At 65.2% G+C, this 25,745-nt stretch carries 18 protein-coding genes and 4 pseudogenes; 14 read left to right on the top strand and 8 right to left on the bottom strand.

What is annotated here, in order from left to right; genetic code table 11:
• Nucleotides 1-99 precede the first annotated feature (99 nt).
• Entirely contained in the window at nucleotides 100-636 is a 537-nt protein-coding gene (locus tag ACSKB8_RS24790; RefSeq protein WP_438107029.1) for a SixA phosphatase family protein, read from the top strand.
• A gap of 70 nt (nucleotides 637-706) precedes the next feature.
• On the top strand, nucleotides 707-1,132 hold the full coding sequence (locus ACSKB8_RS24785) for a universal stress protein (RefSeq protein ID WP_027577099.1): 426 nt from the start codon (nucleotides 707-709) through the stop codon (nucleotides 1,130-1,132).
• A gap of 926 nt (nucleotides 1,133-2,058) precedes the next feature.
• On the opposite strand, the gene ACSKB8_RS24780 is transcribed toward ACSKB8_RS24785, so the two are convergent.
• Complete coding sequence (locus ACSKB8_RS24780; protein WP_438107027.1) at nucleotides 2,059-2,295, bottom strand: DUF1127 domain-containing protein; 237 nt, start codon at nucleotides 2,293-2,295, stop codon at nucleotides 2,059-2,061.
• A 186-nt stretch (nucleotides 2,296-2,481) separates the two neighbouring features.
• Between ACSKB8_RS24780 and ACSKB8_RS24775 the strand changes: the two genes are divergently transcribed.
• Nucleotides 2,482-3,825, top strand: a complete 1,344-nt coding sequence (locus ACSKB8_RS24775) for a PLP-dependent aminotransferase family protein (protein WP_438107026.1) — start codon at nucleotides 2,482-2,484, stop codon at nucleotides 3,823-3,825.
• Nucleotides 3,826-3,833: 8 nt separating this feature from the next.
• On the opposite strand, the gene ACSKB8_RS24770 is transcribed toward ACSKB8_RS24775, so the two are convergent.
• A complete protein-coding gene (locus ACSKB8_RS24770) occupies nucleotides 3,834-4,415 on the bottom strand; it encodes a hypothetical protein (RefSeq protein WP_438110666.1) in 582 nt (193 codons plus the stop codon).
• 79 nt (nucleotides 4,416-4,494) lie between these two features.
• On the opposite strand from ACSKB8_RS24770, the pseudogene ACSKB8_RS24765 reads away from it, so the two are divergent.
• Nucleotides 4,495-4,929: pseudogene (locus ACSKB8_RS24765) on the top strand (hypothetical protein).
• A gap of 4 nt (nucleotides 4,930-4,933) precedes the next feature.
• Here ACSKB8_RS24765 and ACSKB8_RS24760 read toward each other — a convergent pair.
• The 4 genes and pseudogenes from ACSKB8_RS24760 to ACSKB8_RS24745 all read right to left on the bottom strand — a co-directional run bounded on the left by ACSKB8_RS24760 (nucleotide 4,934) and on the right by ACSKB8_RS24745 (nucleotide 9,663).
• Nucleotides 4,934-5,591, bottom strand: a pseudogene (locus tag ACSKB8_RS24760) (putative bifunctional diguanylate cyclase/phosphodiesterase).
• Nucleotides 5,561-7,333, bottom strand: a complete 1,773-nt coding sequence (locus tag ACSKB8_RS24755; protein WP_438107024.1) for a bifunctional diguanylate cyclase/phosphodiesterase — start codon at nucleotides 7,331-7,333, stop codon at nucleotides 5,561-5,563. The pseudogene ACSKB8_RS24760 and the gene ACSKB8_RS24755 overlap by 31 nt, the downstream one beginning before the upstream one ends.
• A 112-nt stretch (nucleotides 7,334-7,445) precedes the next feature.
• On the bottom strand, nucleotides 7,446-8,855 hold the full coding sequence (locus tag ACSKB8_RS24750) for an MFS transporter (protein WP_438107022.1): 1,410 nt from the start codon (nucleotides 8,853-8,855) through the stop codon (nucleotides 7,446-7,448).
• Nucleotides 8,856-9,156: 301 nt separating this feature from the next.
• Nucleotides 9,157-9,663 carry a ferritin-like domain-containing protein gene (locus tag ACSKB8_RS24745; protein ID WP_438110664.1) on the bottom strand — a complete coding sequence of 169 codons (507 nt, stop codon included), beginning with the start codon at nucleotides 9,661-9,663 and terminating at the stop codon, nucleotides 9,157-9,159.
• A 426-nt stretch (nucleotides 9,664-10,089) separates the two neighbouring features.
• Between ACSKB8_RS24745 and ACSKB8_RS24740 the strand changes: the two genes are divergently transcribed.
• The 8 genes and pseudogenes from ACSKB8_RS24740 to garD all read left to right on the top strand — a co-directional run bounded on the left by ACSKB8_RS24740 (nucleotide 10,090) and on the right by garD (nucleotide 21,599).
• A complete protein-coding gene (locus tag ACSKB8_RS24740) occupies nucleotides 10,090-11,172 on the top strand; it encodes a lysylphosphatidylglycerol synthase transmembrane domain-containing protein (RefSeq protein ID WP_370989920.1) in 1,083 nt (360 codons plus the stop codon).
• Between the two features lie 91 nt (nucleotides 11,173-11,263).
• The gene (locus ACSKB8_RS24735; RefSeq protein ID WP_438107020.1) at nucleotides 11,264-13,216 is read left to right on the top strand and encodes a hypothetical protein; all 1,953 of its coding nucleotides are present in this window, start codon (nucleotides 11,264-11,266) and stop codon (nucleotides 13,214-13,216) included.
• A gap of 364 nt (nucleotides 13,217-13,580) precedes the next feature.
• Nucleotides 13,581-14,933 carry an MFS transporter gene (locus tag ACSKB8_RS24730; RefSeq protein WP_438107018.1) on the top strand — a complete coding sequence of 451 codons (1,353 nt, stop codon included), beginning with the start codon at nucleotides 13,581-13,583 and terminating at the stop codon, nucleotides 14,931-14,933.
• A 122-nt stretch (nucleotides 14,934-15,055) separates the two neighbouring features.
• Nucleotides 15,056-15,961, top strand: a complete 906-nt coding sequence (locus ACSKB8_RS24725; protein ID WP_370989917.1) for a LysR substrate-binding domain-containing protein — start codon at nucleotides 15,056-15,058, stop codon at nucleotides 15,959-15,961.
• Between the two features lie 123 nt (nucleotides 15,962-16,084).
• Nucleotides 16,085-17,029, top strand: coding sequence for a 5-dehydro-4-deoxyglucarate dehydratase (gene kdgD, locus ACSKB8_RS24720; RefSeq protein WP_438107016.1), 945 nt, complete (start codon nucleotides 16,085-16,087; stop codon nucleotides 17,027-17,029).
• Nucleotides 17,030-17,054: 25 nt separating this feature from the next.
• The gene (gudD, locus tag ACSKB8_RS24715; RefSeq protein ID WP_438107014.1) at nucleotides 17,055-18,398 is read left to right on the top strand and encodes a glucarate dehydratase; all 1,344 of its coding nucleotides are present in this window, start codon (nucleotides 17,055-17,057) and stop codon (nucleotides 18,396-18,398) included.
• 77 nt (nucleotides 18,399-18,475) lie between these two features.
• Nucleotides 18,476-19,923 (top strand): annotated as a pseudogene (locus ACSKB8_RS24710) (aldehyde dehydrogenase family protein).
• A 134-nt stretch (nucleotides 19,924-20,057) separates the two neighbouring features.
• Nucleotides 20,058-21,599 (top strand): galactarate dehydratase, encoded by a 1,542-nt coding sequence (gene garD / locus ACSKB8_RS24705; protein ID WP_438107012.1) that lies wholly within the window; start codon nucleotides 20,058-20,060, stop codon nucleotides 21,597-21,599.
• A 16-nt stretch (nucleotides 21,600-21,615) separates the two neighbouring features.
• On the opposite strand, the gene ACSKB8_RS24700 is transcribed toward garD, so the two are convergent.
• A complete protein-coding gene (locus ACSKB8_RS24700; RefSeq protein ID WP_438107010.1) occupies nucleotides 21,616-22,356 on the bottom strand; it encodes a hypothetical protein in 741 nt (246 codons plus the stop codon).
• A gap of 6 nt (nucleotides 22,357-22,362) precedes the next feature.
• On the bottom strand, nucleotides 22,363-23,250 hold the full coding sequence (locus ACSKB8_RS24695; protein ID WP_438107008.1) for a MipA/OmpV family protein: 888 nt from the start codon (nucleotides 23,248-23,250) through the stop codon (nucleotides 22,363-22,365).
• 59 nt (nucleotides 23,251-23,309) lie between these two features.
• On the opposite strand from ACSKB8_RS24695, the pseudogene ACSKB8_RS24690 reads away from it, so the two are divergent.
• Together ACSKB8_RS24690 and ACSKB8_RS24685 are read left to right on the top strand one after the other, a co-directional pair.
• Nucleotides 23,310-24,188: pseudogene (locus ACSKB8_RS24690) on the top strand (response regulator transcription factor); the annotation flags it as partial.
• A 79-nt stretch (nucleotides 24,189-24,267) separates the two neighbouring features.
• Nucleotides 24,268-25,632 (top strand): sensor histidine kinase, encoded by a 1,365-nt coding sequence (locus ACSKB8_RS24685; RefSeq protein ID WP_438107006.1) that lies wholly within the window; start codon nucleotides 24,268-24,270, stop codon nucleotides 25,630-25,632.
• Nucleotides 25,633-25,745: the final 113 nt, after the last annotated feature.

Below are 25,745 nucleotides of genomic sequence, written 5' to 3'. Positions count from 1 at the left end.
TAATCCCGTCGCGCTTTAATTGACCGATCGGGCGCTTGTCACCTTGTCCTCAACCCGCGCCTGTAGATTATCCTGGATGCGTAACGATTCGAGAATGCCATGCGCCGTTTGATGCTGCTGCGTCACGCCAAGACCAAGACCGACGCGCCGAGCGGCCGTGACCAGGATCGCCGCCTCGACGACCGTGGCCACAGGGATGCTGCGCAGATGGGCGACTGGATCGCCGCCCATCCGCCCTTCCCCGATACCGTGCTGGTGTCGCATGCCGTCCGGGCCCGACAGACCTGGGACATCGCCTGGAAGGCAATGAAGGACCGCGTCGCGGCGCCGCAGGTCGAGGTCCTGCCGGAACTCTATGGCGCCAATCCCGCGCAGATCCTGGAAGCCATTCGCACTGCAACCGCGCCGGCCAACCCGAAGCGATTGCTGCTGATCGGCCACAATCCCGGCATGCACGAGGTCGCGCTGATGCTGACAGGCAGCGGCGACCCGGCCGGAGCCAGGGCGCTCGGCCACAACCTGCCCACAGCGGGGCTTGCGATCTTCGACTTTGACGTCAAGGATTGGGGTGACGTGGCCTACCGCCGCGGCAAACTGGTGCTGTTCGTCAGCCCCAAGCTGCTTCGATCGGGATGAGACGCGCGGGCGTGGTCTCGACCGGTTGATTCAGTCCCAGGAGGTGCTGACTGGAAGACTGGAGGCGCAGATGTTCAAGTCCATCCTCGTGCCCATCGACCTCGCCGACACCGATCTCGCCAAGCCGGCGATCGCAACCGCGGCGACGTTGTCTCAGACCTGGAGCGGCACGGTACGCCTGCTCAACGTGCTGCCGATGACGCCGGTGATGCTGGCCGAATACGTGCCGGCCGATTTCGACGAGCAGCAGCGCCAGACCTCGGAGGAGGCCCTCGCCATCGTCGCGCGCGAGTCCGGGATCGAGCCCTCCCGCATCTCCAGCGTGGTGCGCCAAGGCGGCATCTATCACGAGATCCTGGAAGAAGCGGCGCACATGAAAGCCGACCTGATCGTGATGACCTCGCACCGACCGGCGATGCGCACCTACTTCCTCGGCTCCAACGCCGGACACGTCGTGCGCTACGCCAAATGCTCGGTGCTGGTGGTCAGGCACTGATCTCTCACCATGCCGTCATTGCGAGGAGCCCTTGCGACGAAGCAATCCAGACTGCCGCCGCGGAAAGACTCTGGATTGCTTCGCTGCGCTCGCAATGACGGCGTTGAGACACCGTCCGCCTATTGCTCGGGCTACAAGACCTTGCGTTGCCTGTCGGGCAAAACACGCAAGCCATGGGTCAACGCGCGCCATCCAAAATATTCTGCTTTACCAAAATTCGGAAAGGGCGTATGTGTCGCGCAACCCGGCCCAAGGAAGAGGGGCGTATCGCGATCGTCACGAACGCGGGTCGGGCGGTGGTGGACATGGACGACACCGGCGCGAAAGGCTTCGCAGGGCGGGCAACCGTGAGCGAAAGCGTCACGCCAACGACGGGTGCGGTTCGCGTACGGCCAAATCGTGTGGTCCTGGCGCCCGGGGTCTGTGCGCCAAGTCTGGCGGTGATGTGTCTCGTCCAACCGGACGCGCGCATCAGCCATCCGCAAGGCGACGGGGGCAATAGTGCATCGCTCCCCGGGGAGAGCACGACATAAGCCGTAAAACCACTGCGCAGGGAAGGCCGGTTGTTAGGCTTCACCTGTATGCCGCTGTGCAGATTTCGTTGCCATCTTTCGCACAGTGGACCGTGGGTGCCCGGCCGGCACTCGGCCTTCCCTGCGCCCTCTTTCATTGAGGGCAAGGCACCGAAGCAAAGCTCGGGCGAGATGAGCCGCGAGGATGCGATCGTGCGTCTGGAATGAAGATGCGAACGATGAAGCGACGGAGTCGCCCATACTCCGTCATTGCGAGGAGTTTTGCGACGAAGCAATCCAGAGTATTTCCGCGGAGGGATTCTGGATTGCTTTGCTACGCTCGCAATGACGATGGGGAAGCACTTTACGTCCATCACCACGCCCGGACTTGCCGGGCGTAGCGATAGAAGCGGCTCACAGATACCTGGTCAGCTCGGCCTTGAACTGGCCGTAGACCGCGTCCTCGATCTGGCTGCGCGTGATCCCGATGTCGCGCAGGGCGCGGTCGTCGAGCTCGTTCAGCGTCTTGACAGCGGAGCGGCGCTCCAGGCGGTCGAACAGCGCGTAGACGGCGCCAGCGAGCGTGCTGAAAAATCCGCTCGATGAGGATGGGCGTAAGCTCTGCCCGGCAGTTTGCGAGATCGTGGTCATTGTTCTTCTCCGGCCTGTCGTCCCGCGCGGCGAAGCCGATGCCGTTGGCGCAGACGCTTCGAGCGCTTGCACCTCATTTGCCGTCGGATTGCTCTCGCTCTCCTCGGCTCAATCGCGGAACTTGATGGAACCTAAATGCTCCAGTACATTACTCGGAGCAAGGAAAACATTGCTCTCGGTGCAATAATGTCCAAGTTCGAGTACGTGAAGCTTGCCGATGCCATTGCCGTCGATATCGCTAACGGCACGTTAAGGCCCGGCGATCGGCTGCCGCCGCAGCGCAATTTTGCCTATGACCGCGGCATCGCGGTCTCGACCGCGAGCCGGGTTTACACGGAATTGCTCCGCCGGGGGCTCGTGGTCGGCGAGGTCGGCCGCGGCACCTTCATCTCCGGCGACATCAGGCGCGAGGTCGAGACGATCAGCGAGCCGGTCGACGCGCGCATCAACTTCGAAGTCAATTACCCGCTGCTGCCGCAGCAATGGGCGATGATCGCCAAGAGCCTTGCGGGGCTCGAGCGCGTCGACGCGCTCGAATCCGCGCTGCGCGTCTCGACCAGCACCGGCACCAAGAGCGCGCGCAATGCTGCCGCCGCCTATCTCTCGCGCAAGGATTTTACGCCGCAGGCCGAGCAGATCGTCTTCACCGCCAATGGCAAGCAATCACTCGCGGCCGCGCTCGCGGCGCTCGTTCCCGCCGGCGGGCGCTGCGGCGTCGAGGCGCTGACCTATCCTTACGTCAAGAGCATCGCCGCGCGGCTCGGCGTGACGCTGGTCCCGCTTCCCATGGACGAGCACGGCGCGCGGCCCGACGCCATCCAGAAGGCGCATCGCGAGGCGCATCTGTCGGCGCTGTATCTCCAGCCCATCATCCAGAACCCGCTCGGCGTCACCATGAACGCGACGCGGCGCGCCGACATCATGCGGGTTGCCGAAAAGCTCGATCTCACCATCATCGAGGACACCGTCTACGGCTTCCTCGCCGACGACACGCCGCTCGCCGCACTCGGGCCGGACCGCTGCATCGTGATCGACAGCCTGTCCAAGAAGGTCGCGCCGGGCCTTGCGCTCGGCATCCTCGTCGCGCCGCCTCACTTACGCGAAAGCGTGATGAGCGCGGTCCGCACCGGTGGCTGGATCGCCTCCGGCCACGCGCTCGCATCCGGGCAGCGGCTGATGGCCGACGGCACCGTCGCCGAGCTGACGCGGCTGAAGCGCATCGACGCCGCGCGCCGCCAGCAGACCGCGGCAAGGCTGCTGGCCGGCTACCAGCTCGCCGCCGATCCGCGCTCCTATCATCTCTGGCTGACGCTGCCGCCGCACTGGCGCTCGCAGACCTTCGTCGCGGCGGCGGCAAGGCGCGGCATCGCGCTGACGCCGTCCTCGACCTTCGCGATCGCGCATGGCCATGCACCGAATGCGGTGCGGCTCGCGCTCGCCCCGCCCTCGCCCGAGCAGCTCGATTCCGGCCTGCGCACCATCGTGTCGCTGCTCGGCACCAAGGAAGAGGATTTCGATTCGACGGAGTAGCGATCGGTCTATGGCAGCAAGGATCGGGGCAACTGATCGAAGCTGTAGCTCCGTGGCTGGTTGCGCCACACGAAGCCGCCGACCTGCCAGGCGAACAGTGCGGCAAAGCCGAGGATGAACAGCGCGCCGGCGAACTCGCCGATCATCAGCGCGCGGATCAACAGACCCGCCATCGCCACCGTCAGCACCGCCAGGAAGGCCAGCACCGCCGCATAGGTCTTGCGGCCGAGGCCCGCGCTCAGCGTCGCCCGGCTGCCCGCTTTCGCCATCCATGCATGCAGCGCGACGAGAAAAGCGCGAAAGCCGCTGTCCTGCGGCGCCATCAGCGCCGCGGTCTGCCAGCTCGTCGACAGAATCGCGATACGCCCACCGCTGGCGTGGCTGACATCGGCGCGAAAGCGGTGCTGCTGCATCGACACCGGGCGGAACGACAGCCGGATCGCGCTGATCTCATCATAGCGCCACAGCGCGGAGCGCCCCGCGACGTGCCAGGAAAGCCCCTCCTCCGTGAGCTCGAAGCGATGTGCCGAGCCGATCAGCGACGCCTTATAGGCATAGCTCGTGACTGCCTCAGCATCCGAAACCTGCATCTCGACAATCAATCCCATCCGCGCGATCCCGTATGCGATCCGCTTGCGCGACCGCCCTCGCCCATCCTACAAGCGGGGCATGGCTGAGACGACCTTTTTCCGCGCCGCCTGATTCTCGGCGCCGCAATGATCTCCGGCGTGCTGCTCGCGCTCGCGATGCACATGCTGGGCGCGCGCTACGGGCTCGATCTCGGCGGCCTCTGGCGCTCCGACACGCATGAGTTCATCCCGGCCGGCGCGGCGATCGCATGGTGGCTGATCGCCACCGTCGGCTTTTCCGGCGGCTATTCCACCGCGACCATGATGCAGAGCGCGATTTCCGGGCAGATCCCGCAACGGATGCGGCAATTCCTGATCGCGGTCGGCGTGCTCCTGCTTGCGGGCGCAGGTCAGGTGGCCTCGGCACCGAGCCCGATCCCGACCGTCTCGAGCGTGCTCGCCGGGCTCGCTGCGCTGTGTCTCGGCGCCGTGATCGGCATTTTGCGGCGCGCATTTCGCACTGCGCCGCGGCTAGACCATCAAGCCGACGCGCGCAGCCGCGGGCCGTCCAGCATCATCGCCACATCGGACGCAGGTCGCGGCTTGCTGAACAGATAGCCCTGCGCCTGGGTGCAGCCTTCGCGCCGGAGCAGCTCGAGCTGCGCGTCGTTCTCGACGCCTTCGGCGGTGGTGACGATGCCGAGGCTGCGGCCGAGGCCGGTCACGACGCGGATGATCGCCATGGAATCTTCGCGCGTCGCCAATTCCGACACGAACGAGCGGTCGATCTTGATCTTGTCGAACGGGAAGCTGCGCAAATAGCTCAGCGACGAATAGCCGGTGCCGAAATCGTCGAGCGAGATCCGCACGCCCATGGCGCGTAGTTCGTGCAGGGTCGTCAGCGTCGCCTCGCTGTTCTGGAGCAGCACCGATTCGGTGATCTCGAGCTCGAGGCGGCGCGCATCGAGTCCCGAGGCGGCCAGCGCCTCGGTCACCGATGCGATCAGGTTCGGACTCTTCGAACTGCACCGGCGAGAGATTGACGGCGACGTCGACATCGTCGGGCCAGGTGGCCGCGTCGGTGCAGGCGGAGCGCAGCACGAACTCGCCGAGCTGAACGATGAGTCCGGTCTCCTCGGCCAGCGGGATGAAGCTGATGGGTGCGATCAGCCCGCGCTGCGGGTGGTTCCAACGCAGCAGCGCCTCGAAGGCGACGACACGGCCGCTCGCGACGTCACGATCGGCTGATAAAACACTTCGAACTCGTCACGTTGCAGCGCCGCGCGCAGATCCATTTCCAACAGGCGCCGTGCCTGCGCGCGGGCATCCATGCCGGTCTCGAAGAAGCGATAGGTGCCGCGGCCGTCCGCCTTGGCGCGGTAGAGCGCGAGGTCCGCGTTCTTCAGGAGTTCGTCCGGATTGTTGCCGTCCTGCGGCGCCAGCGCGATGCCGATCGAGACGCCGATCACGATCTGATGGTCGTCGATCTCGTAAGGCGCCGAGATCACCTCGACGAGGCGCCCGGCAAGGGACCTCGCGGCGGTTTCCTCGGAACGTCCGATCTGGACCACCGCGAACTCGTCGCCGCCGAGCCGCGCCACGGTGTCGTGTTCGCCGACGGTCGTCTTCAGCCTGCGGCCGACCTCCTTCAGCAGCGCATCGCCGATGGGGTGGCCGAGCGAGTCGTTGATGTCCTTGAAGTGATCGAGATCGAGACAAAGCACCGCGAGCTGGTCGCCCGAATTGGTCCGGCGCAGTCCCTGCTCGAGCTGTTCGTGGAACAGCACGCGATTCGGCAGGCTGGTCAGTGCGTCATGGCGCGCCATGTGCGAGATCTTGGCCTGCGCCTCGAGCCACTCGGTGATGTCCTCGAAGGTCGCGACCCAGCCGCCGCCCTGCATCGGCTGATTGACGACGCGGATGGAGCGGCCAAACCGGTTGACGACGTCGGTCGTGGTGCGGCCCTCGCGCGCGTCGGCGACGAGGCGAGTGAAGAATTCATCCGCGTCGCCCTGCCACTGGCCCTTGGCCTGCTCTTCCCTGAGCACGTCGACCAGAAGGCGGCCGGTGAGCAGGATGTCGGTGCGACGGAGCATCGCGGCATAGCGCTCGTTGAACAGGATGATCTTGCCGTCCGCGTCGAACATGCACAGTCCCTGCGACATGTTCTCGAGCGCGCTGTCCAACACGATCTGCTGGCGCCCCAAGGCGCCCTTGGCGCGGCGGTCGAGCAGCGCGGCCACGAGCGCAATCGCGATGATCGCGACCGCGGCGCTGGCGGTGAGGAAGGACAGCGAAGCCGGCGGGATGGAAAGCCCGCTGATCGCGCGCGTCGGATCGGGCGTCAGCAGCACCGCGCCCATCGCGGTGAAATGATGCGCGACGATGGCAACCGTCAACAGGGTGGTCGCCGTCAGTGCATGGGAGAGGTCGTCGCGCCGCGCGGCGATGAACAATGCGAAGGCGGCAAAGACGATTCCGAACAGCACCGAGGCGACAACCGTGCTTCCGATCCAGTCCACCCGTGCCGGTATCTCCAGCGCCGCCATGCCGGTGTAATGCATCGCCGCGACACCGGTGCCGACGATCGCGCCGCCGAGGGCGATCCACACCGGGCGCGAGGACGATACCGCGATGCTCAGCCCCACGAAGGTCACGGAGATCGCAAGGATCAAGGAGAGGAGCGTCACCGGGATGTTGTAGGCGCCGGCGCCGCCCGGCCCGTAAGCGAGCATCGCGATGAAATGCGTCGCCCAGATGCCGCATCCGCTGACGGCGGCATCCAGGGCGATCCAGGCCAGACGCGCGGGGCCGTGCGTCACTCGTGCGCGCTGAAACAGGCTGATCGCCGCCGCGCTGGCGAGCAGACACACCGCGCCGCCAAGCGCGACCAGTCGCCAGTCGTGCTCGTCGGTGAGACAAAAGAGAACTTGATACATTGCCGACCCCTATCGACCGGCACTTGACCCGACAGAAATGGACGATCGGTAACTGGCTGCAAGCCTGTTCGGGGAATGGTGAACGGGAGATGTGTGTGTTCGCTCACATTGTTCATCCTCGCGCCGGCGCGCCGATTCCGATCACGCCGGCGGCGATCAGCAAGACGGCCGCCGAAATGACCAGCGACAGATGCAGCCCCGTCATGAACGCACGGTCCGACGCCACAAGGGAACCAAACAGAGCCACGCCGAGCACGCTGCCGGTCTGCCGCGTCGCGTTCAGGACGCCGGCCGCAATGCCGGAACGCGCCTTCTCGACGCTGCCGAGCAGCGTCGACGTCAGAGGAGGCACCAGGAGGCCGAGCCCGCCGCTGATCGCGATCGTCTGCGCGCAGATCGCCCAATAGCTGGTCCCGGCTTCGATCCAGAGCAGGCCGAGACAGCCGAGGGCCGAGATGCAGGCGCCGACGACGATGGTCGGACACGGACCGATGCGCTCGGAAAGGCGCGGCGCCAGCAGATTGACCGGCAGCACCGCCGCCATCATGGGCACGAAGGCAAGACCGGTCCACCACGCCGACAGCCCGTTGATCCGCTGGAAATACAGGCTGAGCACGAAGATCAGGCCGTAGATCGCGACGTTCACCAGCAGCCCCACGAGCGCGGTCAGCGTGAACAGCCGGTGGCCGAACAACGACAGCGGCAGCATCGGCTGCGCCGCGCGGCTCTCGCGCCAGACAAAGAGCACGGCGAGAACGGCGGCTCCGACAAAGGCTGCGATCACGGCTGGGTGGTCCCAGCCGAGCGCCCCGCCTTCGATGATTGCGCCGGCGAGCGCGCCCAGCGCACCGATCGCGGCCAGCTGGCCGGGCAGATCGATCTCGCGCGAGCGCGCCCGCGTGGTCTCGCTGGCGTAACGCCAGCTCAGCCACAGGCCGGCGAGCCCGATCGGCAGATTGACCAGGAAGATCGCGCGCCAGCCGACCAGCGTGATCAGCGCGCCGCCGACAAAGGGGCCGGCGGTGAGCGCAAGGCTTGCTCCGGCGGCCCAGACCGCGACGGCGCGACCACGCTCGCGGTCGTCCGCATAGGCATGATTGAGCAGCGCAAGAGAATTCGGCACCAGGATCGCCGCCGCCAGGCCCTGAACCAGCCGTGCTGCGATCAGCACGACCGCATTGGGCGACAGCGCGCAGGCGAGCGAGGCCGCGGTGAAGATGGCGAACCCCGCCATGAAGACGCGCTTGGCGCCGATCCGGTCGCCCAGCGCGCCGGCCGTCAGGATAAAAGCGGCAAACGCGATGGTGTAGGCGCTGACCACCCATTGCAGCTCGGCAACGCCGCCGCCGAGCGCCCTGCCCATTGCATCGAGCGCGGTGTTGACGATGGTGACGTCGAGCTGCACCACGCCGTAGCCGAGGCTCATCGCGGCAAGCGTGAGGGAGGTTGCAAGATGCGAGCCGGCGCGCGAGGCGACGCGCGCGTTGTCCACGGTTTGATATTTGATGGCGCTTGCTCGCATGCTGCCAACCTCGATTGCAGCCCCATGCGAAATATACGCTTCCGGCCCGCTGTCATGTTTCGATAATGGACGAATGATGGATGGAGCGGTGCAGCGCAATCCACTCCCAACGGGGTCATCGCCCACCTTGTGCGCAGTTGCGCACTGAGGCGGGCGATCCAGTACTCCGCGGCGGGAATTGTGAATCCAATTGGCGCCACGGCGTACTGAATGCCCCGCCTTCGCGGAGTATGACAGTGGATGGTGAAAAAACAGAAGCGCCGCGCGGAGCACCGCGCGGCACCTTATCTCGCCACCTTCATCAGCTCGCCGCGCGCAGATTCACCTTGCTCTCGGCGAGTGTGGTCAGCTTCCTGTCGGTTGCCTTCTCTTCCTCGAGCGTCTTGGCAAGTACCGCCGCGCACTCATTGCGGCCGAGCTGCTTAGCCCAGGCGATCAGGCTGCCGTAGCGGACGATCTCGTAATGCTCAGCGGCTTGGGCCGCATTGATCAACGCAGCATCGAGCACGGCCTTGTCGGCAACCTCGCCGGCCGTCTCGTCGGCTTCCTTGATGATGCCGTCGATGGCCGGGCAGTCGACTGCCTTCACGGCGACGCCGTGCATCTTGAACACCTCCTCGAGACGCGTGACATGCTGCTTGGTTTCATCGAGGTGCGTCAAAAAGCCCTGTTTCAGCTGCGGATCGGTAGCGTTGCTTGCCATCTTCGGCAGCGCCTTGGTGAGCTGCTGCTCGGCGTAATAGATGTCCTGGAGTTGGTGCACGAACAGGTCGTTCATGGTTTTGATGTCTTTTGTGAACAGTCCCATCGTTCCGTCCTCTTGGGTTTCGGGAACACGGTGGTTATCGGCCTGCACGAAAAGCCCCATATTCCGCCATGTTCGGTTGCTGATGGGGCCCAACGAGCACGCGGTATCGACGTTCCAAAACGCCCATCGCTTGCGCTGGAACAATGCGGATGGCGGCAGGATTTGAAACCATCCTCTTGAACATGAATGCGCCGTCCGAACCGCGTTTCGCGACTCATATGCTTAACGGGCGTCAGATGTGAACCACATATGACAAAAGTGGCTGGTCCAACGCAGAACCTATTGTTGTCAAGGGCTGCACAAGCCGCTGTTTTTGCCTTAAATGAGCTGGATCATGCCAACCGATCGACGCCCGCCTTTGGCCGTCATCGTACCCGACTTGCCAATACCTGGCTGGATCGGTCTTGCCCCCCGCCGGGAGGATGAATGCACGGACTGCTGCCCGCGCTGAGACGCGGCTTCAATAGATGGATCGGCTGGCGACGGCTCGGCATTGCCGCGAGCGTCTGCATCATCGCCTTCGCGGTCACCACGCTGGTGCGGACCCTCAAGGGCATCGATACCGGGGTCATCCTGACGGCGTTGACCGAGATTCCCCGCGGAAGTATCGGACTGGCGGCGATCTGCGTCTTCTTCGCGTTCTGCACCCTGACCTTCTACGACTTTTTTGCACTGCGAACGATCGGCAAGAAGCACGTTCCCTATCGCATCGCGGCGCTCTCCAGCTTCACGTCCTATTCGATCGGCCACAACATCGGCGCCACCGTCTTCACCGGCGGCGCGATCCGTTTCCGGATCTATTCGGATTACGGCCTGAACGCGATCGACGTCGCGAAAATCTGCTTCCTGTCGGGCCTGACCTTCTGGCTCGGTAACATCTTCGTGCTCTCGATCGGCATGGCCATCCATCCGGATGCGGCGTCCGCGATGGATCAGCTGCCGTCATCGATCAACCGGCTGATCGCGCTCGGCGGCCTCGCCTCGATCGGTTCTTATTTGGTCTGGCTTTGCATGGGCGAAAAGCGGCGCGAGCTCGGCCAGAAGGGTTGGAAGGTGGTGCTGCCCTCGACGCCGCTGACGCTGGTGCAGATCCTGATCGGCGTGGTCGATCTCGGCTTCTGTGCCACGGCGATGTACCTGCTGATGCCGGCCAATCCGCCAATCGACTTCATGTCGCTCGCCGTGGTGTTCATCCTGGCGACGCTGCTCGGCTTTGCCAGCCACGCACCCGGCTCGATTGGCGTGTTCGATGCCGCCATGCTGTTAGCGCTGCCCGAATTCGGCCGCGAGCAGCTTCTGGCGACGCTGCTGGTGTTCCGCCTTCTCTATTTCGTGATCCCGTTCGGCCTCGCCATCTCCATCATGGGCACGCGCGAACTCTGGATGAACGTGGTCGCGCCGTGGCAGGAGCGGCGACGGTTGGCGGAGGCCTGCGCCCAGGCCAACCTGCCCCAGCAGGTGGCCGCGATGGAGCGCGAGCGGACGCTGCGGCAGGCCGGCAAGCGATAGGCGGGTCAGCAGGAGCGTCAGACTAAGGTTGCGGGCGGGGCAACAATCCTCTCTTATTTCCGCCCCAACTTTGCCGTTGAACACGCGGACCATGATCCCTCTCCCCTTTCGCACCCTCTGTGCAGGCGCCCTGGTGCTTGCCGCGATTCTGTTCGCCTTGCCGCTCGAGCGCGCCGCCGCGCAGGACGCCGGCGCCATGCAGATCAGTTGGGAGGTGCGCAACCGCTTCCGCCTGTTCCGCGAGGAGCGCGATTTCCTGCTCCATGTCGAGAATGCGCGTAACCGCAGCATCCTGGCTGCCGAGCAGTCGCTGGAGCTCCAGAGCGAGGGCCGCGGCTGGGCCCGCAACATGGTCAACCGGCTCTGCATCGACCTTCAAGGCCGGGTCAACCAGCCCTGCACCCGCGACAACGTCAAGGAGAACTACCTCACCCCGATCGACCATCCCGTCACCGTGCGCCTCGCCGGCGCAGTGCCGGTCGGCGCCACCTGCGCCTGGTCGTTCGACGACGGCGACGGGCCGCAAGCCTCGACCTTCGACTGTGCCGAGCCGGTCAATTTGCGCGTCCGCTACGGCAAGCAGACGGTCGCAACCGTCGACGTCTCCTCCGGCTCGGATCCGACCCAGCGGGTCCAGGCCGAGATTCAGGTCCGCGACATCTTCGTCGCTGGCCTCGGGGACAGCATCGCCTCAGGCGAAGGCAATCCGGACCGACCGCTGGCGCTGTCGGACGAAGGTTTTTGCTTCCGCTCCTATCTCGGTACCGCCGGCGCGCAGTACTACCGGCCGAGCCGCCACGGCTTCAAGGGTGGCCGCGCCTGCGAGGCGCCGGATACGCTCGCCAACTGGCAACGCTACAGTGCGCTGTGGTTCAACGCACCCTGCCACCGCTCGCTCTACAGCTATCAGGCCCGCACCGCGCTGGCGCTCGCGGTGCGTTACACCCACATCGCCGTGACCTTCCTGCCGCTCGCCTGCACCGGCGCCAGCATCGGCGACGGACTGCTCGGCTCGCAGCGCGCCCGCGAATGCCCGCCCGGCAAGACCGGCGTCTGCAACACCAGCGTGAACGCGCAGGTCGCCGAGCTGCGCGAAGCGCTCACCGCGGCGAAGAAGCGCCAGCCCGACCGCACGCTCGATCTCGTGCTGTTGTCGGTCGGCGCCAACGACGTCTATTTTTCCGGTCTCGTCGCCGACGTCATCGTCGACACCGCGACCGAGCGCGCGCTGTTCCGCCGCTCCGGCGTGATGGCGAGCGTGGATGATTCCCGCGATGCGCTGGCGCGCGAGCTGCCGCAGAATTTCGTCAAGCTGCGCGAGGCGCTGAAGCCGCTGGTCGGTGGCGATCTCTCGCACGTGGTTTATGTCTCCTACGCCAACCCGGCGCTCGCCGATGGCGGCGTGCCCTGCCGCGGCGGCCGCGCCGGCTTCGACATCCATCCATCCTTCAACGCCGATCCGCAACGCCTGGCCCGCGTCTCGACCTTCGTCGACACCGAATTCCTGCCGCAGCTGAAGGGGCTCGCCACCTGCACCCGCGGCGCGCTTTGCCGTGATCCCGAAGCCGACCGCATGACCTTCGTCGACACGCATCAGGCGGCGTTCGCCGATCACGGCTTCTGCGCTCATTCGGGCAACGATCCCGAATTCGACCGCACCTGCTTTGCCGAGAACGGCCAGAGCTTCAATCCCGACATCGTGACGGCGGCGAGCCAGCCGATGCTGTGCGGGCGCGGCGCTTCGGAATACCGCGCCTACCTGCCGCGCGCCCGCTGGATCCGCGACGCCAACGACAGCTATTTTGCCGCGATGACCTATCCGCAAGGATTGCCGGCCGCGAGCCAGCCGACGGACATCCACGACGCGACCTGGGGCGTGCTCTCCGCCGTCTATGGCGGTGCCGTGCATCCAAGTGCCGAGGGCCACGCCGCGATGGCGGATGCCGCACTGCCCGCCGCGAGCGCCGTGCTCGGCCTCGACGCCGCTCCGCCGGATGTGACGCGCGGATTTCTGCCACAGCTGCTACCGAGTGCGCGGCAGTAGTTCACGCTAGCTCCACACGATCGGTGTCATCGCCCGCGCAGGCGGGCGATCCAGTACTCCGCGGCAGGCGTGATTAAATCGAGGGGCCGCGGCGTACTGGATTCCCCGCCTGCCGCCTTCGCTAAAGCTTCGGCGCCCCTGGACCTCAACCCCGGCGAAGCCTTGGCGTAGCCGGGTCGCGGGGAATGACAGCGGAGTGCGTATGGAGAGCGCGTGTTCGCCACCCTCACGATCGTTCCCTCTCCCTGCCGTTCCATCAATCCAAAAACGGCATCGATCGATACTGCCTTGAACTTGGACACTTTGCCGCGCGCGCCTCTAGGAGTCGCCTTGAGGAAATGTTCGAGTTCTAAGGAGGCGCGTGATGAGCGCAGTGGTGTCCGCAGCGGACGTGAAGAGGTCTCGCGTCAGGCTGTTCATCGTGACCATGTTGTTCCTGGTCACCACCGTCAATTATGCCGACCGCGCCACGCTGTCGATCGCAGGCTCCGCGCTCTCCAAGGAGCTGCATCTCGATCCCGTCGCCATGGGCTACATCTTCTCGGCGTTCGGCTGGTCCTACGTGATCGCGCAGGTGCCGGGCGGCTGGCTGCTCGACCGCTACGGCTCGCGCCTCGTCTATGCCTTCAGCATCATCGTCTGGTCGATCTTCACGATGATGCAGGGCTGGGTCGGGTTCTTCAGCGCCGGCACCGCTGTCCTCGTGCTGTTCGCACTTCGCTTCCTGGTCGGCATCGCCGAAGCGCCCTCCTTCCCCGCCAACGCCCGCATCGTCGCCGCTTGGTTTCCCGGCAATGAGCGCGGCACCGCGTCGGCGTTCTTCAACTCGGGACAGTATTTCGCGACCGTGATCTTCGCGCCGCTGATGGGCTGGATCGCGCACACCTATGGCTGGCGCTTCGTGTTCTTCGTGATGGGCGCGCTCGGCATCGTCATGGGCCTCGTCTGGATCAAGAGCATCTATAGCCCGAAGGAGCATCCTTCGATCAACGACGCCGAGTTCGACTACATCAAGGAAGGCGGCGCGCTGGTCGATCTCGACGCGCCCAAGGACGATCTGCTGCGCGAGCGTGCCCCCGGGGCCGGCTCCGGCTGGGATCACATCCGCCAGTTGCTCTCCAACCGCATGATGCTCGGCGTCTATCTCGGCCAGTACTGCATCAACACGCTGACCTATTTCTTCCTGACCTGGTTTCCGGTCTACCTCGTCAAGGAGCGTGGGCTGTCGATCCTGCAAGCCGGCTTCGTCGCGACGCTCCCGGCGCTGTGCGGCTTCATCGGCGGCGTGCTCGGCGGCATCATCTCCGACGCCATCCTGCGCAGGACGGGCTCGCTGACCATGGCGCGCAAGATCCCGATCGTCGGCGGCATGCTGCTGTCGATGTCGATCATCGCCTGCAACTATGTCGACGGACAGGCACTCATGGTCGGCTTCATGGCGCTCGCCTTCTTCGGCAAGGGCATCGGCGCGCTCGGCTGGGCGGTCGTGTCCGACACCTCGCCGAAGGAAGCCGGCGGCGTTTCCGGCGGTCTGTTCAACACCTTCGGCAACCTCTCCTCGATCACCACGCCGATCGTGATCGGCTACATCCTGGCTGCGACCGGCTCGTTCAACGGCGCGCTGGTGTTCGTCGGCCTCAACGCGCTTGTGGCGGCGTTCGCCTATCTCGTGGTGGTCGGCAAGATCGAGCGGGTGACGCTCAAACATTCCTCCTGAGGGCTCCCATGGGAGCTTGACCAGGCAACTCAACGGCGGCTTCCCAGCCGCCGTCTTTGTTTTGGGGGTGATCGATGCTAGAAGCGCCGGGGAAACGCCTTATCCATCTAAGGCATGTATCGATGTTCGACCTCAACCAGCTCCGCTGTTTCGTCACGGTGGCGGAGGAACTGCATTTTGGCCGCGCCGCCGCGCGGCTGAACATGACGCAGCCGCCACTGTCCCGGCAGATCCAGGTGCTCGAGCACATCATCGATGCGCCGCTTCTGGAGCGCACCAGCCGCTCGGTGCGCCTGACGCCTGCGGGGCGCAGCTTCCTGCCGGAGGCACGGCGCATCCTCAAGCTCGCGGAAAGCGCCTCGCAAGTCGCCCGCCGCATCGCGCTCGGCAAGACCGGCTCGCTGAAGATCGGCTTCACGGCCGCCGCGGCTTACGGCTTCCTGCCTGAGCTCGTTGCCGCCTGCCGCGCCAAGCTGCCGGAGGTGGACTTCTCGCTGAAGGAGATGGTGTCCGGCGACCAGTTCGAGGCGCTAACCTCGGGCCAGATCGACGCCGGCCTGCTCAGGCCGCCGATAGCGCGGCCCGAGCTTGCCAGCCGCCGCGTCGTCGCCGAGCCCCTGCTCGCGGCGATCCCCAAGAAGCACCCGCTGGCGAATGCGGAGAGCATCACCATCAAGGATTTCGACGACCAGCCCTTCGTGATGTATTCACCCTATGAGAGCCGCTACTTCCACGATCTGCTGGTGGCGCTGTTCACCCGCGCCGACGTGCTGCCGCGCTATGTCCAGCATCTGAGCCAGATCCACTCGATCCTCGCCATGGTGCGTGCCGGCCTCGGCCTTGCCATCGTGCCGGCGGCGGCGGCAAGCCTGAAGATCGCCGACGTGCGGCTGCGGCCGCTGAAGCTGCGTACCCGCGTTCCCGTCGAGCTCTTCATGGTCTGGCGCCGCGACGACGAGAATCCGTTGCTCTCGGCCCTCGTCAAAATCGCCGGTGAATTGTCCTCCGTGGAGGTGGCGGAGGATTGATACTCAATCTGCATCAGTCGATATAGGCTTTGGCTTGGACGCGCATCGGACGGTCTCCTAAACACCGGCGCATGGACGCGCAGGCTTGCGTCCTCCACAACACGCAAGAAGGGAGCCGCGCCCATGAGCAAGATGACCCCGCAGGAAATGGCCCAGAAGATCGGATCTGGCCTCCTGTCCTTCCCCGTCACGCCGTTCAGGGCTGACTACTCCTTCGACGAGGCGACCTACCGCGCCAACATGGACTGGCTGTGCGGCTATGACGTCGCTGGCCTGTTCGCCGCCGGCGGCACCGGCGAGTTCTTCTCGCTGACGCCGACCGAGGTTCCGCAAATCGTCAAGATCGCCGTCGAGGAGACCAAGGGCCGCGTGCCCGTGCTCGCCGGCACCGGCTACGGCACCGCGATCGCCCGCGAGATCGCCGTTGGCGCCGAGAAGGCCGGCGCCGACGGCCTGTTGCTGCTGCCGCCCTATCTCACCCACTCCGAGCAGGAGGGCCTCGCTGCGCATGTCGAAGCGGTTTGCGCCGCCGTGAAGATCGGCGTCATCGTCTACAACCGCGACAACGCCATCCTCCAGCCCGACACGCTCGCGCGTCTCGCCGAGCGCTGCCCGAACCTCGTCGGCTACAAGGACGGCATCGGCGACATCGAGCTGATGACCCGCGTCTACACCAAGCTCGGCGATCGCCTAACCTATATCGGCGGCCTGCCGACCGCGGAGACCTTCGCGCTGCCCTATCTCGACATGGGCGTGACGACCTATTCCTCGGCCGTGTTCAACTTCGTGCCGGAATTCGCCACCAACTTCTACGCCGCCGTGCGCAAGCGCGACCATGAGACGATCCACGCCGGCCTGAAGAACTTCATCCTGCCGCTGATCGCGATCCGCAACCGCAAGAAGGGCTATGCGGTTTCGATCATCAAGGCCGGCATGAAGGTGATTGGCCGCGATTCCGGCCCGGTCCGTCCGCCGCTCACCGATCTCACCGATCAGGAGATTGCGGAACTGACCGCGCTGGTGAAGAATCTGCCCGCCATCCGTTCGACACAACAGGCGGCAGAATAACGGACGACAACAGGAGGAGCGTGCGATGGCCCAGATGCAGATCTCTGGCGCACCGGTCGTCACGGCGATGCAGGTGATCCCGGTCGCCGGCCGCGACAGCATGCTCCTCAATTTGAGCGGCGCGCATGCGCCGTTCTTCACCCGCAACATCGTCATCCTCACCGACAATTCCGGTCACACCGGCGTCGGTGAGGTGCCGGGCGGACAAAAGATCTGGCAGACGCTGCAGGACGCCCGCGATCTCGTGATCGGCAAGACCGTCGGCGCGATGAACAACATCCTCGCCGATATCCGCACCGCCTTCGCCGACCGCGATGCCGGCGGACGCGGCAAGCAGACGTTTGACCTGCGCGTCATGATCCATGCGGTCACGGCGATTGAATCCGCTCTGCTCGATTTGCTCGGCCAGCATCTTAATCTTCCCGTCGCGGCGCTGCTCGGCGAAGGCCAGCAGCGCAAGAGCGTCGAGACGCTCGGCTATCTCTTCTTCGTTGGAGACCGCCGCAAGAGCAAGCTGAACTACGTCCAAGGCGAGACCGGCAAGGCGGAATGGTTCAATCTCCGCCATCAGGAGGCGATGACGCCCGAGACCGTGGTGCGGCTCGCGGAAGCCACCCACGACCATTACGGCTTCGCCGATTTCAAGCTCAAGGGCGGCGTGCTCCGCGGCGAGCAGGAGATCGAGGCCGTCACGGCGATTGCCAAGCGCTTCCCGAACGCGCGCGTGACACTCGATCCCAACGGCGCCTGGTCGCTCGATGAGGCTGTCAGGCTTTGCAAGGACATGCATGGCATCCTCGCTTACGCCGAGGACCCCTGCGGCGCTGAGGCCGGCTTCTCCGGCCGTGAGATCATGGCCGAGTTCCGCCGCGCCACGGGCTTGCCGACCGCGACCAACATGATTGCCACCGACTGGCGGCAGCTTTCCCATGCGCTACGTCTCGGTGCGGTGGACATTCCGCTCGCCGATCCCCATTTCTGGACGATGCAAGGCTCGGTCCGCGTCGCCCAGACCTGCCGCGACAACGGCCTGACCTGGGGCTCGCACTCCAACAACCATTTCGACATCTCGCTCGCCATGTTCACCCATGTCGGCGCCGCCGCCCCCGGCAAGGTCACCGCGATCGACACCCACTGGATCTGGCAGGACGGCCAGGCGCTCACCAAGGAGCCGCTTCAGATCAAGGGCGGCAAGATTGCCGTTCCCGACAGGCCGGGTCTGGGTATCGAAATCGACAGGGCGGCCATCGACGCCGCGCATGACCTCTACAAGCAGCATGGACTTGGCGCCCGTGATGACGCTATTGCCATGCAGGATCTGATCCCCGGCTGGACCTTCGACGACAAGCGTCCCTGCCTCGTGCGCTAAGAAACTTCAGGCATGATCCCGGAAAAGTGGACACCGGTTTTCCGATAGGATCATGCCCCTTGAACAAGGAGGAATACATGACGGCAATCCTGAAGAACTTCATCGGCGGCGAATGGGTCGACGGCTCCGGCGTCACCAGGAACATCAACCCCTCCAACACCAACGACCTCGTCGGCGAATATGCCAAGGCCGACAAGGCGCAGACCGAGAAGGCGATCGCTGCCGCCAAGGCCGCCTTCCCCGCCTGGGCGCGCTCGACGCCGCAGGAGCGCTATGACGCGCTGAACAAGGTTTCTCTCGAAATCCTCGCCCGCAAGGAAGAGCTCGGCCGCTTGCTCGCCCGCGAGGAAGGCAAGACGCTGCCGGAAGGCATCGGCGAGGTCGCCCGCGCCGGCCAGATCTTCGCGTTCTTCGCCGGTGAAGCGCTGCGCCTGATCGGCGAGAAAGGCGCTCGGTGCGTCCCGGCCTCGACGTCGAGCTCACCCGTGAGCCGGTGGGCGTTGTCGGCATGATCACGCCCTGGAATTTCCCGATCGCAATCCCCGCTTGGAAGATCGCGCCCGCGCTTTGCTACGGCAACACCGTGGTGTTCAAGCCGGCTGAGCTGGTGCCCGGCTCTGGCCATGCGCTCGCCGAGATCATCACCCGCTCGGGCATCCCCGCCGGCGTGTTCAACCTCGTGGTCGGCTCCGGCTCCGTGGTCGGCCAGACCCTGCTCGACCACCCGGATGTGGCGGCGATCTCCTTCACCGGTTCGGTGCAGACCGGCCGCAAGATCGCGCAGGCCTGCGTGCTGTCGAACCCGATGAAGAAGTTCCAGCTCGAGATGGGCGGCAAGAATCCGCTGGTCGTGCTCGACGACGCCGACCTCAAGACCGCCGTCGAGGTCGCCGTCAATGGCGCCTATTTCTCCACCGGCCAGCGCTGCACCGCCTCGTCGCGCCTGATCGTTACCGAAGGCATCCATGACCGCTTCGTCGCGGCGATGGCCGAACGCCTGAAGGGCCTGTCGGTCGACGACGCACTCAAGGCCGGCGTGCATATCGGCCCGGTGGTCGACCAGAGCCAGCTCGACCAGGACCTGCGCTACATCAAGATCGGCCAGGACGAGGGCGCCAAGCTTGCGTGGGGCGGCGAGTTGCTCAAGCGCGAAACGCCCGGCCATTACCTCCAGCCGGCGCTGTTCACCGAAGCCAACAACAACATGCGCATCGCGCGTGAGGAAATCTTCGGCCCCGTCGCTGCCGTGATCCGCGCCAAGAACTACGAAGAGGCGCTGGCGATCTCCAACGACACCGAGTTCGGCCTCGCCTCCGGCATCTGCACCACCAGCCTGAAATACGCCTCGCACTACAAGCGCAACAGCGAGTCGGGCATGGTGATGGTCAATCTGCCGACCGCCGGCGTCGACTATCACGTGCCGTTCGGCGGCCGGAAGGGCTCGAGCTACGGCGCCCGCGAGCAGGGCTCCTATGCCCGCGAGTTCTACACTGCGGTGAAGACGGCCTATACCAATCCGGGTTGATGGGCCGATATCGTAGATATCGTAGGGTGGGCAAAGCGAAGCGTGCCCACCGCTTATCTTCGGTGTGAAGCATGGTGGGCACGGCGCGTTGCGCCTTTGCCCACCCTACGATTCAGTCTCTGAGGCAAGAGCAGATGGACCAGTCAGTTGCAGCGAAAGAGCAGCCCCGCTACATCAAGCTCAACGAGCGCGACAACGTCGCGATCGTGGTCAATGATTTCGGGCTTCCCGCCGGCTCCCGCTTTGCCTGCGGGCTGACGCTGCGCGCCTTCGTGCCGCAGGGGCACAAGACAGCGCTGGTCGACATCGCACAAGACGCGCCGATCGTCCGCTATGGCGAGGTGATCGGCTACGCGCTGTCGCCGATTCTGGCCGGCGAATGGGTGGACGAAGCCCGCATTCGCATGCCGGAGGCCCCTGCCCTCGACAAGCTCGAAATCTCGACCGCCGTCCCCGCGCCGCTGCCGCCGCTCGAAGGTTTTACCTTCGAGGGCTATCGCAATCCCGACGGCTCGGTCGGCACCAAGAACATCCTCGGCATCTCCTCCTCCGTGCAATGCGTCAAGGGCACGATGGAGTATGCGGTCAAACGCATCCGCGCCGAGCTCTTGCCGAAGTACCCGAACGTCGACGACGTCGTGCCGCTGACGCACGCCTATGGCTGCGGCGTCGCCATCACCGCGCCCGACGCTGTCGTGCCGATCCGCACGCTGCAGAACATCGCGCTCAACCCGAATTTCGGCGGCGAGATTCTGGTCGTCGGCCTCGGCTGCGAGAAGCTCGTGCCCGAGCGGCTGGTGCCGGAAGGCGTCAGCGATGCCATCGTGCGCATGCAGGACGAAGCCTTCGACGGCTTTGGCGCCATCGTCGATGCCATCATGACTCAAGCCGAGGCACGGCTGAAGGTGCTCAACACCCGCAAGCGCGAGACCTGCCCGGCCTCCGATCTCGTCATCGGCCTGCAATGCGGCGGCAGCGACGCCTTCTCCGGCGTCACCGCGAACCCCGCCGTCGGTTTTGCCGCGGACCTCCTGGTCCGCGCCGGTGCCACCGTGATGTTCTCGGAAGTCACCGAGGTGCGCGACGCCATCCAGCTCCTGACGCGGCGCGCGATCAACGAGGACGTCGGCCGCGCGCTGGTGCGCGAGATGGCCTGGTACGATTCCTATCTCGCCCGCGGCGGCGCCGATCGCAGCGCCAACACCACGCCCGGCAACAAGAAGGGCGGCCTCGCCAACATCGTCGAGAAGTCGCTGGGCTCGATCGTCAAGTCCGGATCGTCTGCCATCACCGGCGTACTCTCGCCGGGCGAGAAGGCGACACAGAAGGGCATGCTGTTCGCGGCAACGCCCGCTTCCGACTTCATCTGCGGCACGCTCCAGCTCGCCTCCGGCATGACGCTGCAAGTGTTCACCACCGGCCGCGGCACGCCCTACGGCCTTGCGGCCGCGCCTGTGATCAAGGTCGCCACCCGCAGCGAGCTTGCCCGCCGCTGGAAGGACCTGATCGACTTCGATGCCGGCCGCATCGCCACCGGCGAGAAGACCATCGAGGAAACCGGATGGGACCTGTTCCGCCTGATCCTCGACGTCGCCAGCGGCCGCACAAAACCGTGGTCGGACCGCTGGGGCATCCACAACGACCTCACGCTGTTCAATCCGGCGCCGGTGACCTGAGGCTGGCGAGCCGGCCTCACTGACTGTCGATCAGGTGCATGTCGCCCAGCGTGACGGGCAGGCTGCGCGTGATGAGATCGGCAATCGCCGCGCGCAACCGTTCGCTCGACGCCGGACCGTCGAACGTATCGTCGATTGCGCCGCTCGGACCGGCGATCCTCATGGTCCCGGTGTTGTCGAGCGGCGCGGCCGCCCTCTTCTCGATCACGTCGAACGACTTGCCCTCGATCACGCGGACCTCATACAGCGCGTGGATCAGCCCGTAGTTTGCAAGCAGCGTCCGGTATTCCGCGAATCCTACGCCCTCGACGGCTCGGCCGTTTCCAAGCTTCGATTTTGCTCGTGTAATGACGATGTAGGCATCCAGCCCCTGCGGGTTAACATCGCTGCGAACCAGCTCCTTGAACGGATCACTGCGCAGGAGATTGACGGGTGCAACCGCCGAATCCCGGATCGCGGCGAAGGCTGCGCGCCTGTAGTTCACCGGCTGCACGCGCAAACGTCCGCTCAGCAGCCTCGTCGCCTGCTGCACGATCAGCTCATCCAGCCCCCATGCGCTGATCGGGACGTTCTGCCCGGTGTTGCCAAGGCCCGTCAGGCCGGCTTGCGTCAGGCTCATCTCCTCGCCGATCGCCGAGACGATACCGACGGTCTTGATCGCCTGGAGGCGGCTGGCGCGCGTCTCGAACGCCGCGGCGGCGCCGAGAGCGACGCAAGCGGCCGCGAGGCCAATCCATAGAAAAGCAATGCGGCGCATGGCGAGCTATCGAATCCTGAAATCGAAAGAATAGGACGCACCGACCCCAACAGTGGTCTGGTTCGACGATCCCCGCAGCTTCACCAGCGGACTGTCCGCGGCGTCGCCGAGCAGCTTCTCGTACTCGACATAGGCATGGACCTCCCACTGCGGATTGATGCGGTAGGAGATCTGGCTGCCGAAGCCGATCGAGTGCGCGCCGCCTTTGGCATCGTATATCGGTAATCCCGACGCCAGCGCCTGCGCGGCGTCGACGCCGAAATACGGCGCGGTCGCCTTGGTGCTTTTCCAGGTGAAGCGCGGGCCGGCCGAGATGGTGAGCCTTTGAATCAGCGGCACGATGACGTCAGCGGAGACATCGGCGACCGTGCCGGTATGGCCACCCATGCCCTGGCGCAATTCGCTGCGCAGGCGCAGCCAGTCGACCGGATAATACTCGACGAAACCGCCAAGCTCGTATGCGGCCTTGACGTCGCCGAGGCCAGTCAGCTCGGCATATTTGTCGCTCTTGCGCGAAGAGACGTACTTGAAAGCCGGCCCGGCGCGAAAATTGCCGACGTCGAGCAGCGCGATGCTGGCGCTGTCGCGCGGCCCGCGAAACTGGTCGATCGATCCGGCGCGGCGGATGGTGAAGATCGGAATGGGGAGAAACTTGCCGTTCTTCGATCCGACGAAATCAGGGGTGTATTCGCCGCCGATGCCGACCATGACGGTCCAGTTTCCTGACGGCGATGGCAGCAACGGCAACTCGAACGGCGACGCCGGGAGGGTGAACGCGGTCTGCGCCGATGCGGACGGAGGAATCGTCACGATCGCGCCGAGTATGGCAAGGAAGGCGGTCGTCAGCCGCGCATTCACCGTGAGGCGGAGAGCGGCTTCGTCAAAATGCTTCATTTCGGGGCCCCGGACCGGCCTTCCTGGCCTGGTCGACTGATGTGGTTAGACGCCACAGCATGTGGTCCGGCAAAATCGCCCAAGATTGCAACGGTCGACCGCGCCCGCGACATTCGGCGCACCAGATGCGCCGCAGGACGAACATTGCCCCAACATTGCAGGGCCGCGCTCGAGCTCCAAAACTTCGACGGCCAGCGCCGGTCAACCCCGCTCGCTTCTGCCTTTTATTCGCCAAGCTCGCTGCATTAATGGGAACTCTGCGCACGAGCCGAAACGCCAGACTTCGGCCAGGGAGCGTCACGCTCGGGGTTTGTTGCCCAGCAGAGTCAAGGACGACCCGCGTGCGCTCCCTCGTGATCGAAGACGAACCGCAGATCGGCGCTTATGTCAGCCGCCTGCTCGGACAATTGCACGGCATCGTCGACCTCGTTGGCTCGATTGCCGATGCCCGCCAGGCGCTGGACAATTTCAAATATGATCTCGCCATCGTCGACCGGATGCTGCCCGACGGCGACGCGCTCGACGTGGTCACCGCGCTGAGCCAGTCGCCGGAGCGCCCTGCGATCATTATGCTGACGTCCAAGGACGCCAAGGAGGATGTCGTCGAAGGGCTCAACGGAGGCGCTGACGACTATCTCGGCAAACCATTCGAGCCGCAGGAGCTGCTTGCGCGGGTGCGCGCGGTGCTGCGGCGGCCCCGGCTGCTCGCCCCCTCGGTGCTGTCGCTCGGCAATGTCGAGCTGCATCTCGGCAGCAACGAGGCGGTGGTCGCCGACACCAAGATCCTGCTGCGGCGGCGCGAGGCGCTGATCCTGGGGGCACTGCTGATGCGCCGCGACCGCGTCATCACCCGCGCCGCCTTGATCGAGGAGATCTACGGCTTCGACGACGAGATCGAATCCAACACGCTCGAAGCGCAGGTTTCCCGCCTGAGGAAGAAACTGGCTGAGCTCGGCGGCGACGTCGAGATCCGCAGCATGCGGGGCATCGGCTACTCCTGCGGCTGGCAACACCGCGATGAGGTCGATCGCCAGAACCTTTGCGCTGTCGCTCGGCATCGCCGCGACGACGATCTTCCTGATCATGCTCGGCCTCTTCATCTGGCGCTATCCGATGGAGGAACGCGAGTTCAGGGCTTGCCGGGTCGTGGTCGCCGTTCTCGATCGCGCCACCGATATCGAAGGGCAGAAACTCACGGTGCGCCCGACCCGCGCCCTCGAAGAGCTGAAGGCGGACAGCCCGAACCTCTGGTACGTCGTGTCCGCAGGCGACATGGTTAGCGAGTACGGCAGCGAACGCCGGCCGGCCCTCCCCTTCGCATTTCCCTATCACGGGCCAGTCGGCTCATCGGTCTTCAACACGCTCGACCAGAAGAGCACCTTCTGCCTCGCCGTCGTGCAAAGGGGTTCGTTGCAGCTCGCGATGATGGTCGGCGAGCCTCAAGTCCGTTTCGGCCGGATGGCAAGAAACTTTCTCATCCGCAGTGTCTTTTCGATCATGCTGCTAGCGCTGGCCTTTGCCGCGACCGTTGCCGTCGGCGCGGCGCTGGCCGCGCGTTTCGTCTCACGCGGTATCGAACGGGTGGCGCTTCGCGCGCTCGCGATCGACCCTGCAGCACCGCAAGGTCTGATCTCCCTGAGCGAGGTCCCTCGCGAGCTGAAGCCGCTCGTCGAGGCGCTGAACCGCGCCTTCGGCGAGATCGACGCCTATATCAGGATGCAGCGCCGCTTCCTCGGCAATGCCGCGCACCAGCTACGCACGCCACTGACGCTGCTGCGTGCGAAGATCGAGGACGTGCCCGAGCCGGCCCTCAGGACCGAATTGGTGCGCGACGTCCGCCGCCTGACGTCGCTTGTCTCCGCCATGCTCGACCTGGCGCGGCTGCAAAATCATGCGATCGAGAAGCGGCCGATCGATCTTGCCCAAATCACGCTGGAGGTGCTGGCCGATTTCAGCCCCTCGGCGCTGGACGCCGGTATCGAGCTTGCGCTGGAGCAGGACCGCGAAGGTCCGTTCCTGGTGCAAGGTGTGGACGCTGCGGTTCGCAGCGCGCTTGCCAATCTCGTCGGCAATTCGCTCATCCATGCCCATGGCGCGCGACGCATCATCGCCACGCTCAGCCGCGATGGCATCTCAATTCACGATGACGGCGCGGGCCTGCCCGGTGGCGCCGAACACAAGCTGATCGAGCCGTTTCAAACCGGCAACACCACGGGTAATGGCGCGGGCCTCGGCCTGTCGATCGTCCGCGAGATCATGGCCGCCCACGGCGGCGAGCTGGTCATCTCCTCAGTCCCCGGCCGCGGCACGACGATGAGCTTGCGCTTTTCCGCGGCTAGCGCGCCGGCAAAAGCTCCGCAGGTTGATCTGCAAGAGCACTAAGCGAGGCGCGTCGGCTCTTCCGCGAAACCGTCTGGAAACATTGGCGCGAAAAACTTCTTCCGCGTTTCGTCCTTTCGCATCACGCAACCAATATATTCGCCGGGAGCAATGGG

The sequence above is a fragment of the Bradyrhizobium sp. BR 1432 genome (assembly GCF_051547705.1).
In the GTDB taxonomy this organism is placed as follows: Bacteria; Pseudomonadota; Alphaproteobacteria; order Rhizobiales; family Xanthobacteraceae; genus Bradyrhizobium; species Bradyrhizobium zhanjiangense.
Note: the sequence above shows the minus strand (reverse complement) of the source record. Positions and strands in the feature narration are given on the sequence as shown.

Coding starts and splice junctions, on each gene's coding strand:
- ACSKB8_RS24790 (WP_438107029.1), top strand. CDS start 100: ATGCGCCGTTTGATGCTGCTGCGTCACGCCAAGACCAAGACCGACGCG.
- ACSKB8_RS24785 (WP_027577099.1), top strand. CDS start 707: ATGTTCAAGTCCATCCTCGTGCCCATCGACCTCGCCGACACCGATCTC.
- ACSKB8_RS24780 (WP_438107027.1), bottom strand. CDS start 2,295: ATGACCACGATCTCGCAAACTGCCGGGCAGAGCTTACGCCCATCCTCA.
- ACSKB8_RS24775 (WP_438107026.1), top strand. CDS start 2,482: ATGTCCAAGTTCGAGTACGTGAAGCTTGCCGATGCCATTGCCGTCGAT.
- ACSKB8_RS24770 (WP_438110666.1), bottom strand. CDS start 4,415: ATGCAGGTTTCGGATGCTGAGGCAGTCACGAGCTATGCCTATAAGGCG.
- ACSKB8_RS24755 (WP_438107024.1), bottom strand. CDS start 7,333: ATGTATCAAGTTCTCTTTTGTCTCACCGACGAGCACGACTGGCGACTG.
- ACSKB8_RS24750 (WP_438107022.1), bottom strand. CDS start 8,855: ATGCGAGCAAGCGCCATCAAATATCAAACCGTGGACAACGCGCGCGTC.
- ACSKB8_RS24745 (WP_438110664.1), bottom strand. CDS start 9,663: ATGGGACTGTTCACAAAAGACATCAAAACCATGAACGACCTGTTCGTG.
- ACSKB8_RS24740 (WP_370989920.1), top strand. CDS start 10,090: ATGCACGGACTGCTGCCCGCGCTGAGACGCGGCTTCAATAGATGGATC.
- ACSKB8_RS24735 (WP_438107020.1), top strand. CDS start 11,264: ATGATCCCTCTCCCCTTTCGCACCCTCTGTGCAGGCGCCCTGGTGCTT.
- ACSKB8_RS24730 (WP_438107018.1), top strand. CDS start 13,581: ATGAGCGCAGTGGTGTCCGCAGCGGACGTGAAGAGGTCTCGCGTCAGG.
- ACSKB8_RS24725 (WP_370989917.1), top strand. CDS start 15,056: ATGTTCGACCTCAACCAGCTCCGCTGTTTCGTCACGGTGGCGGAGGAA.
- kdgD (WP_438107016.1), top strand. CDS start 16,085: ATGAGCAAGATGACCCCGCAGGAAATGGCCCAGAAGATCGGATCTGGC.
- gudD (WP_438107014.1), top strand. CDS start 17,055: ATGGCCCAGATGCAGATCTCTGGCGCACCGGTCGTCACGGCGATGCAG.
- garD (WP_438107012.1), top strand. CDS start 20,058: ATGGACCAGTCAGTTGCAGCGAAAGAGCAGCCCCGCTACATCAAGCTC.
- ACSKB8_RS24700 (WP_438107010.1), bottom strand. CDS start 22,356: ATGCGCCGCATTGCTTTTCTATGGATTGGCCTCGCGGCCGCTTGCGTC.
- ACSKB8_RS24695 (WP_438107008.1), bottom strand. CDS start 23,250: ATGAAGCATTTTGACGAAGCCGCTCTCCGCCTCACGGTGAATGCGCGG.
- ACSKB8_RS24685 (WP_438107006.1), top strand. CDS start 24,268: ATGAGGTCGATCGCCAGAACCTTTGCGCTGTCGCTCGGCATCGCCGCG.